Annotated in this window: 8 protein-coding genes; all 8 read right to left on the reverse strand. The window is 47.2% G+C overall.

Annotated features, from left to right (window positions below):
* Nucleotides 1-50 precede the first annotated feature (50 nt).
* Nucleotides 51-1187 carry a glycosyltransferase family 4 protein gene (locus GX117_13455; GenBank protein ID NLO34336.1) on the reverse strand — a complete coding sequence of 379 codons (1137 nt, stop codon included), beginning with the start codon at nt 1185-1187 and terminating at the stop codon, nt 51-53.
* Nucleotides 1188-1317: 130 nt separating this feature from the next.
* Entirely contained in the window at nt 1318-2055 is a 738-nt protein-coding gene (locus GX117_13460) for a hypothetical protein (GenBank protein ID NLO34337.1), read from the reverse strand.
* A gap of 175 nt (nt 2056-2230) precedes the next feature.
* Entirely contained in the window at nt 2231-2767 is a 537-nt protein-coding gene (locus GX117_13465; GenBank protein ID NLO34338.1) for an NUDIX hydrolase, read from the reverse strand.
* Between the two features lie 93 nt (nt 2768-2860).
* A complete protein-coding gene (gene rho, locus GX117_13470; protein ID NLO34339.1) occupies nt 2861-4111 on the reverse strand; it encodes a transcription termination factor Rho in 1251 nt (416 codons plus the stop codon).
* Between the two features lie 294 nt (nt 4112-4405).
* Nucleotides 4406-7114, reverse strand: a complete 2709-nt coding sequence (gene polA, locus GX117_13475; protein NLO34340.1) for a DNA polymerase I — start codon at nt 7112-7114, stop codon at nt 4406-4408.
* 177 nt (nt 7115-7291) lie between these two features.
* On the reverse strand, nt 7292-8785 hold the full coding sequence (locus GX117_13480) for a PilT/PilU family type 4a pilus ATPase (protein ID NLO34341.1): 1494 nt from the start codon (nt 8783-8785) through the stop codon (nt 7292-7294).
* Nucleotides 8786-9015: 230 nt separating this feature from the next.
* Entirely contained in the window at nt 9016-9645 is a 630-nt protein-coding gene (locus GX117_13485) for a V-type ATP synthase subunit D (GenBank protein NLO34342.1), read from the reverse strand.
* Nucleotides 9646-9675: 30 nt separating this feature from the next.
* A partial coding sequence (locus GX117_13490) for a V-type ATP synthase subunit B (GenBank protein NLO34343.1) occupies nt 9676-9940 on the reverse strand: 265 nt, incomplete at its 5' end.

The raw sequence follows: 9940 nt of genomic DNA on the forward strand, positions 1-9940 counted from the left end.
AACCAGATCAAATTGGGGATGACCCACTATGCCGGCAATTCCACCCATAGCTATCCTAAACGCCCGATGGCTTGGAGTAAACGACGTTCATCTTCCTGCCAATTATATTTATTTTCCACTGCCACGCGCCCATTGTGACCCAATTCTTCGGCTTTATCAGGATTCTGCAACAAGTAAAGCATGGCGTCCGCGATACGCTCGGGGCTCGTGCTGTCAACGAGCAAACCACAGTCTGACTCGGCTACGATATGGGCGATCTCTACAGAAAAATCGGGGACGATTACCGCTTTCGCTTCACGCATATAATCAAACAGTTTATGAGGCATGGCAAGCTTATGATTGGGCAGGCCGGGCTGAAAAAGGATCAGTCCCACTTGCGACACGGCTATGTAAGCGGGAACCTGCTCAAAAGGAACCCGATCAATCATGATAAGGGCGTGTTCAAGGCCTTCTGAAATAATGGCGTTTTGAAAAGCCTCTTTATCTCCATAGACATAATCTCCCAACACGATACAGCGCGCATCGGGAAGCTGTTCCCGCACGATTTTCATGGCCGCCAATAACTGGTAAGAGCCGCGAATATCGCCGAAGATTCCTTGATGGATCAGGGTTGGCGTTCCTGCGAATTCGGCGCTCAGTTCTTCCGGAATATCTCTGCATAAAGGCTGCAAATGATTCGTGTTGATGACGGTTACACGGGGTGTTTTCAACCCTTGCCAAAAGACATCAAAACTATCCCGCGTCAAGATAATGAGGTCGGTAAAGCGCGCACAGAAACGCATGAAAGCGATGCAAAGCTGTTCAATGGCTTTTCGAAAAAAGGAAGGAAAGAATTTGGAAAATTCGCTGGGGATATGTTCATGCATGTCCAGCACGACCTTCGTTCTGCTCAGCATTTTGATGCATAAGGCAGCCATCCACGACTCGGGTTCGGGAGCAATATAGATCTGGGCACGCTGCTTCCGCCCCAGTCTTATTAATCGAAAGATGGTGATAAAGCGGTCCAAAAAACGATTCACCGGCGGCACGGTTATAAATTGCACCCAATCCGTCTGCCCTAGAGAAGCATTTGAAAGGGGAGCGATAGAAATGATTTCATGACCGGCTTCGGCAAGACTTCGGGCAAGTTTATAGTACATCCGTTTGTCGCGGCCGTCGTGCAGTACATTGAGCAAACAAATTTTCATGATGGGCTAAGCTTTGATTGATAAAGAGAGGATTTCCGCTAGTATATCACAGCTGCAGAATTGCGGCTTCCCTGGGAAGCGCCACGACGCCACGCCCTGTTTGTGCGGACTCACCCTCTTTCCCATAGCCTTACAATACTTTTAGGAAGATAAAAGCAATCACCAAAACGATATACGAGATGATCCCCAAAGCCTCATAGCCCGTTTTTGATTTTTGTTTAAGTCGTCCAAAAATACTCCATTTCGCCACTTTGATGAAGCCGAGCATCTCTAATGTCCAAGCTATACAAATGAGGAGACTGATACCAAAAAAGAGTTGTGCATATTTGTATATAACGATGGCCCCGACTATAGCACCAATACTGTAACCGACAATTCTTACCTGATCTGACGATAACTCGTTGAGAAATGATGAATATTTTTCCTTCAAACTATAATCCTCTTGTGTGGAATAATAACCATTCGTTCGTAGCGGCATCGTCATTTCATCTTCTTCTAAAGGAAATTCCGGATATACGACCTCTTGAATTAACATGGCGCCTACGGAGTTAACTAATTCGTTTTTGACCTTAGTCATGCACCGTTGAACATGATTCATTTGGACCGGTCCCAACCCGAAGTTTGACCCGTTTAACGTGACTCTTGTGCCGCCTCCCTCATTTTTGAATCGTGCCTCAAGTGTAACCGGCCAGGTAAACCCCATTGTAAAAGCTTCTTTTGCTGTAAACCCCGACTCGTTTAAGCTTGTAATTGCAAAGTCATGGTTAACTGCAATTTGGCAGGCAAGTTCTAATACGTCTTCTTTGAAATAAGGCAAGCTAAAGGTTGTTGAATCTCTTGACATATGCCCCCCATTCTTTCCGCCCATCTTCTAGGCTATCTCAGTTCAACTTTATAACAAGAACCTATCTTTAAACCTTATATCACAAAGCTCTAGATTATTTAAAAATATTTTTCTACAGTCCTACACGAATAGTGTTTTCCCCAAAGAATAGTAGACAAGCGAAAAGGAGTTTATTTTGCGCCGGTATTAATCGCTCAGGTTAAGCGCTTAGGGTCGGCTCTAAATAATTTAAAGCACGGTGAACAATCACATGGGTCTTGGCGTCCTCAAACCCAATCCCCGCCATTTGTTCGCGTGCCTCTTCCACGGTCATTGTGAAGGTTTCGATACGCTCTTCCGGTTCGAGTTCGGCTCCCACGTGGCGCAGCCCTTTTGCCAGAAAGAGGTGGATGATTTCATTGCAGAACCCCACGGAGGGCAGCACCTGCCCCAATGATATGAATTGGTCGGCTACAAAACCCGTTTCTTCCCGCAACTCTTTGCGCCCACATTCCTCAGGCGTTTCATCGGGTTCAAGTTTTCCGGCAGGAGCCTCAATAAGAACTCTATTGTGGGCAATCCGAAACTGACGGAGCAGGATGAACTCTTTTCCGGTATAGGGCAGCACACAAACACCGCCGGGATGTTCGACCACCTCTCTGTAGGCTGTTTCTCCCGTATCCAGCAGTACTGAACCTACACGAAGGCGAAACACTTTCCCGTCAAAAAGAATATCGCTCTTATGCCAAGTTTCCATGATTGTCTCACTCGGAAGCATCCCACCTTAACCGCGATGCTTCCATTCACGCCCGAAGGCTGTCTCGCTTTCGCTTTCCGCGCCAAAGCGCTCTTACATTTTTTGTATGGAGGCCAAGAAATCTTCATTGGATTTTGTTTTCTTGAGCTTTCCAATAAGCAGGTCTGCCGCTTCGGTGGATTCCAAGGAACTCAACACTCTAAAGAGCAGCCAGATCCGTTCCAATTCTTCTTGCGTAATCAACAATTCTTCTTTACGGGTACGCGACTTGTTGACATCAATGGCGGGGAAGACACGTTTTTCCATGAGACGACGATCCAAATGGAGCTCCATATTGCCCGTGCCTTTGAATTCCTCAAAAATGACATCGTCCATGCGGCTTCCTGTTTCGATCAAAGCCGTGGCAAGGATGGTCAAGCTGCCGCCCTCTTCGATATTGCGCGCCGCGCCAAAGAAGCGCTTCGGCCGCTGCAAGGCATTAGAATCGACACCACCGGACAATACTTTTCCGCTAGCGGGGACAATGACGTTGTAAGCGCGGGCAAGGCGCGTAATAGAGTCAAGAAGGATAATGACATCCCGTTTGTGTTCTACCAAGCGTTTGGCCTTGTTGAGTACCATTTCAGCAACTTGTACGTGCCGTTCGGGCGGCTCATCGAATGTAGACGCGATGACTTCCCCTTGTACAGAACGCTGCATGTCTGTAACTTCCTCGGGGCGCTCATCAATGAGCAACACAATGACTGTTGTTTCCGGATGGTTGACGACAATGCTATTGGCAATTTTTTGAAGCAATACGGTCTTACCGGTAAAGGGCGCGGCAACAATTAAACCGCGCTGTCCCTTGCCTATGGGCGAAATCAAATCCATGATCCGCATTGCGATTTCGTCTTGTGTCGTTTCCAAGCGCAGGCGCTTATCAGGATGGAGGGGGGTCAGATTATCAAAGTTGATGCGTTTATACGCCTCGTCGGGGCTTTCGCCATTGACCGATTCCACTTTAAGCAATGCGAAATACCGTTCCCCGCTTTTCGGCGGGCGCACATGACCGGTTACGCTGTCTCCTGTACGAAGACCAAATTTGCGTATTTGCGAGGGGGACACATAGATATCATCCGGACCGGGCAAATAGGAATAGTCCGGCGAACGAAGGAAACCGAAACCATCGGTTAAGATTTCAAGGGTGCCCTCACCATAAGCAGAACCTGACTTTTCGATGCTCGCCTGCAACAACCTGAAAATAAGGTCCTGCTTTTTAAGGCCCCCATATTCGCGCAGTCCCAGCTGTTCGGCAAGATCATTCAGTTGCCGCATGGTCATGGCTTTCATATCTTTTATGGCAATTTCCGGACCATCACCGGGTTCCGGCATAGGCTCATTCGCCACATCCAAGATTGCAGGACGACGCTGAGAATGACCTTGTCCGCCGTGCCTTGGTTTACCTGATTTTCCTTGCGGATTACGAGAAGTAGAGGGTCCTTTTCGTTTGGGATTTCCAGGGCGATGACTACGAGGTGTGTCTGAAGCAGTATGTTCAGGCATATACAATCCTTTCCTTGCTATTTCCTTGAAATGCAATCATTATCATTTTCAAAACTAAATATCGTAACTACTGTTTATGGTAAGAGGAATCGTTCCTCAGTGTATCTCTGCCCAATTGAATCCAATGCCCGTATCCACTTTGAGCGGCACAGATAATTCCACAGCACTGCACATAATTGAGCGCATTAATGCTGCCACCTCTTCCGCGCATGCCTCTTCAGATTCCACGACCAATTCATCATGAACCTGTACCAACATTTGCGCAGGATAGGCTTGTAAAGCTTGGTACATCCGAACCATGGCAATCTTGATAATGTCCGCTGCCGAACCTTGCACCGGTGTATTGATTGCCACCCGTTCTGCGGCGGCACGGGCCATTGAGCGGGTACTATTGATATCGGGAATGTATCGACGTCTATTCATCAGTGTTGTCACATAGCCTTGTTTTCGGCAAAGTTCTTTGACTTCTTCAAGCCATTTCGCCACGCCGGGATAGGTATCAAAATATTGCTGGATAAAAGCTCTGGCCTGATTTCGGTCTAATCCCGTATATTTTGCTAAGCTAAAATCCCCCATACCATAGATAACCCCGAAATTAACGGCCTTCGCTTGTCGGCGCATGTCCGCAGTCACTGCTTCGGGCGCAACATTAAAAATACGTGCCGCAGTCTCTTTATGAATATCGGCATCAGAGGCGAAAGCAGTGCGCAAGGTTTCATCACCCGTCAAATGCGCCAAAATACGCAATTCAATTTGTGAGTAATCCGCTGATATGAGCCGCTTCGTGGGGCTGCTCGCAATAAAGCCTTCCCTGATTTGCTTGCCCAGATCTGTTCGCGTTGGAATGTTTTGGAGATTCGGTGTACTGCTGGACAATCGGCCCGTTGCCGCAACGGCTTGGTTGAAAGAGGTATGAATACGTCCCGTTTGCGGGTTCACCAATTTTGGTAAGGCTTCCACATAGGTACCGCGCAGCTTTTCGAGGCTTCTGTATTCCAGAACCGCCTCGGGAAGGGGATGCTCACTTGCCAGCGCCTCCAACGAATCCACATCGGTGGAATAACCGCTTTTATTTTTTCGCAACGGCGTCAGCCCAATTTTCTCGTACAAAATATGCTGCAGCTGTTTGGGCGAATTAATATTAAAAGCTTCTCCCGCCAGATCATGTATTTTAGATTCAAGTGTCGATAAATTTTCGACCAGTTCCCGGTGCAGCCTGTTAAAGAGATTAACGTCAATGGAAATACCCTGCATCTCCATACCGGCAAGCACGTAGATGAGGGGAATTTCGATCTCGTTTAACAACCCATTGAGCCCCAGTTCAGAAAGACGGGGGCGGAACACATGTTCCAGTCGAAGTGAAAGGTCTGCTTCTTCACAAGCGTACTCAACGGCCTGATTCAGAGGGATTTGATCAAAGGTGCGGGCTTGCGCTCCCTTGCCAAGTAAATCAGAAATGGGAATCGCTTTATGATTGAGGTGATGAAGGCTTAACTCGTCTAAATTGTGCCTTAATCGGGAGGGCTCAGTCAAATAAGAGGCAAGCATGGTGTCCATGGTGACCCCTTGTAAATCGATACCACTGCGTTTCAACACAATCATATCGTACTTAATATTGTGCCCTATTTTCCCAATGGCGGGATTTTCGAATAGGGGCTTTAATAGATCCAACACATCTTGCAAGGTTACGGAAACTTCCGGATCGTCGGTGTCGGTCATCAGACTTTCAAGATCCCCGTTTCCATGATTCACCGGAATATAAAAAGCGGTTCCCGCTTCCATAGAAAGCGAAATACCCACCAAATCAGCAAGCATGGGATGCACATGGGTTGTTTCGGTATCCAAAGCGAAGACGTCGCATTGGGAAAGTTTTTCGACGAGACCCCTCAGTTCTTTGCGGTTGTGGATCAGGCTGTAGTTTTGGGGAGGCTCAGTTTCGGATTTGTTACTGCTAATTTCTTCGAGGATAGAATGAAAACCGAGTTCCGTAAAACACGCGGCTAAAATGTCCAAATCCCAAGCTTGGCGTTGATAGGCGTCGAGATCGGTATCCATTTCGACATCGGTCTTAACCGTGATCAAGGTGCGCGCGAAAAAGGCCTGTTCTCGATCTTCGATTAGGTAATCCCGTTGTTTCCCCTTCTGTTCCTCCACATGAGCATAAAGTTCTTCTAGTGTTCCGTATTCGGACAAGAGCTTCTTCGCTTTCATAGGGCCGATTAGACGCACACCAGGAATGTTGTCGGCGCTGTCACCAATCAATGCCAAGGCATCAGGCACATATTTTGGCCCCACGCCGAAGCGCTCCTCCACTTCCGCAGGTGTCCATTTTTCCGGCCCCTTGGTTTTGCCCGGATCCATCATATGAACCTTGTCGCTCACCAATTGCAGCAAATCTTTGTCGCCGCTTACAATGACCACGTCATGACCTTGTTTTTCAGCGGCCCGAGCCAGCGTGCCAATCGCATCGTCTGCCACTACGCCGGGCAGAAGGGTTAAGGGAAGATTCATGGCACGGACCACATCATGCATCCGTGGGATTTGTTCGATAAACTCCGGTGCCGCGGCAGCACGGTTCGCTTTGTATTCCGGATATAACTCATGACGAAATGTTTTTCCGGGAGCGTCAAAAACAACAGCAATATAATCGGGCTTTTGTTCCTTGAGTATCTTGAGAAGGATCCGCGTAAAGCCAAATATGGCGTTTGTAGGTCGTTGCTGATTGTCCGTTAGATTGGCACTAATGGCATGAAAAGCACGAAAGGCAAAAGCCATTGCGTCGATAAGATAAAATGATGTGTTCATAATGATTGCATGGAAAGTAAATGCTGCGTCAATTTATGTCTGGCATTCCATAGGGAGAAACAAAGTTCCGATTCCCCCAAGGTATTGAGACCGTCGAATCGGACTGTTAACAAATCGTATATCACAGTCTATGCTGACAAGAGTATAAAGAGGCATACATGGTGTAGGGGCAATCCGCTACTTAAGCAATCTACGCCCTTCTGACGATTTAATGCCGGAAATAATACGCTGAAATCCCTCTTCGTTACTACATGCGCTGATTGCCTCTTCCTTATTAACAAGCCCCTTTTGATACAACTCAACAGCATATTGATCAAAACTGCGCATGTCACTATCTACTTCAATGATACCATGAAGTTTGTCTAAATCGCCATCAAGGATGGCATCACGGACAATAGGCATACCGCCCAACAGAATTTCTACAGCGGGAATACGACCGCCGCCAACTTTTTTCAACAAGCGCTGACAGACCACACCTTGCAAGGTAAACGCGATTTCCTGCCGGATCAAGTCACGTTCATTTTGCGGGAAGTAACTAATCATGCGGTTAATCGTATCCACAGCGGTTGTGGTGTGCAGTGTACTGAAAACAAGGTGACCTGTTTCCGCGGCACTCAACCCGGCACGAATGGTTTCCATGTCGCGCATTTCACCGACCAGAATGACATCCGGGTCTTCACGCAATGAGCCGCGAAGCGCGTTGCCAAAGGAGTGGGTATCCCGTCCAACTTGACGCTGCGAGATAATGCTTTTTTTGTCGGTATACACGTATACGACAGGGTCTTCAATAGTAATGATATGGCTGCGGCGCCGCTCATTGATATAGTCAATCATGGCGGCAAGGGTTGTTGATTTACCGCTGCCCGTCACACCACAAACCAAAAAGAGCCCTCTGTGCTTATGACAAACTCGTTTAACCACATCAGGAATATTAAGGGCTTCAAAAGGCAAGGGCGATTCAGGAATCAAGCGCAATGCAAGCGCCATAGCGCTGCTTTTGATATAACCACTGCAACGAAGATATCCAATGCCTGCGGCGTGGTATTGAAAGCTGGATTCCCGTTCCGTTTCGAGCAAGCGCAGCTCCGATTCTCCGCCAAGCTGAATCATGAACAAGGTCATGTCTTCTTTGGAAATGATCGGCATATCTTCGAGGGGTTCCAGATCGTTGTCAACACTAATAAAAGGCCGGTTACCGGCACGCAGATGAAGGTCAGAAGCGTTGCGCGCTTTCATCCGCTCAATCAACACGTTGATATTAAAGCCGTGATCGACATACTTCGCGACTTGGAGCTCCCACGTTTCAGAACGCAGGCTCGTGGCAACATATTTATCAACAATACCGTCTAAGGGCGCTAATACGGGCAGCTGCCGCCATTCAAAAGGAGGAATCGTAATTTTGACAAGATTATCTTCAAACTTGAAAAGCGTTCCAAGGCGAGCCTCACTGATAGCATTTTCTATCTCTTTGGGATCAACACCTTCGCGCGGTGTGAAAAGAATCCTCAGCGAATCAATGCGGTTGGCGAGGTCTTTTCCTTTAGCGATCAATTTACAATTATTGGCGATAAATGTCGCTTCTTGAGGTAATCCGGTGGCACGTATGACTTCGGTCATACCGATACGGAAGACATCCATAAGCGTACTAGTAGATTGACTACCGATAAGCATAGGCACAATATCCTGATATTGATTCCGAAAAAAGTGGGCAGTAAGTTTTTTATTTGAATCGAAAAGATGATTCGCAGAAACGCCTAAAATAGTGCAGGACTTCTTTTATACCATTAACAGAGACCTGATGTCAAAAGGAGAAGCATCGGTCAATGCCAAATATTCCTTAAAACCACCTCTGTGTGAACAGCTCTCCACAGCATTCAACTACGCATGAAGGGTATAGACTCTTATTGATTGTCCAGTGCCAAACGCTGTTCTTTAATCTTCATCAGCCGACTCGTGGTGGATCGTTCCATTTCATCCAGTTTGCTGTTGATATACTTGATCGTCTCTTGCATCCGAGGGATCATGGTATGTTCCAAAGCATTCACGCGCCTTCTGGTCTTTTCAATTTCTTGGCACATGCGCCGAACTGTTTCTTCCAGCTCCGCCATTTTTAGTAATCGGGGCAAGAATTTTTTTAGTCCAGATATGGCTTTATCCAGTTCTGCAGATGTATGAACCATGGAATAGCCGCCCAAGCTTTTACCAAAAGTAACATCAAGATGAGGAATCAACACACTCATCACACGATTATGCTTCTCTTCGATGAACAGTTCCTGACGGGTTACTTCCAAAGCATCTTCCAAAACAAGGCGCGACGAGGTCGCTTCTGCAAGCACAAAGAGTTTCAATACTTCGGGCAGTTCTTTGTCGATCGCCAAACGATACTCTTTATAGCTGGCGACAATTTCCCCGAAATCTTTCATTAACCCGTCAAGTTTATCTTTGAGTAATTTATGTCCACGCTGCGCAACGGCAAGGCGTTTACGCAACTTCAACATTTCCATACGGGTAGGATTTACAGCAAGACGCATCTTCTGAATATTCCTTCCTGGGTGATCTGCTTAGGCTTTAGCAGGATAGTATTGCTCGATAAATTCTTCACGAACACGCTTCAGCTCGCTTTTGGGAAGCATTCCCAACAAATCCCAACCAATCGTCAGGCTTTCTTCGATCGTTCGGTTTTCGTCTTCTCCTTGTCGGATAAAACGGTCTTCGAAGGCATCGGAAAATTTCACATACAGGAGATCCACTTCACTCAAGGCAGACTCACCCAAAACAACGGCAAGCTCTTTGGCATTTTTACCGCGGGCATAGGCAGAGTAAAGC

The organism is Candidatus Hydrogenedentota bacterium (genome assembly GCA_012523015.1).
GTDB lineage: Bacteria > Hydrogenedentota > Hydrogenedentia > Hydrogenedentales > CAITNO01 > JAAYBJ01.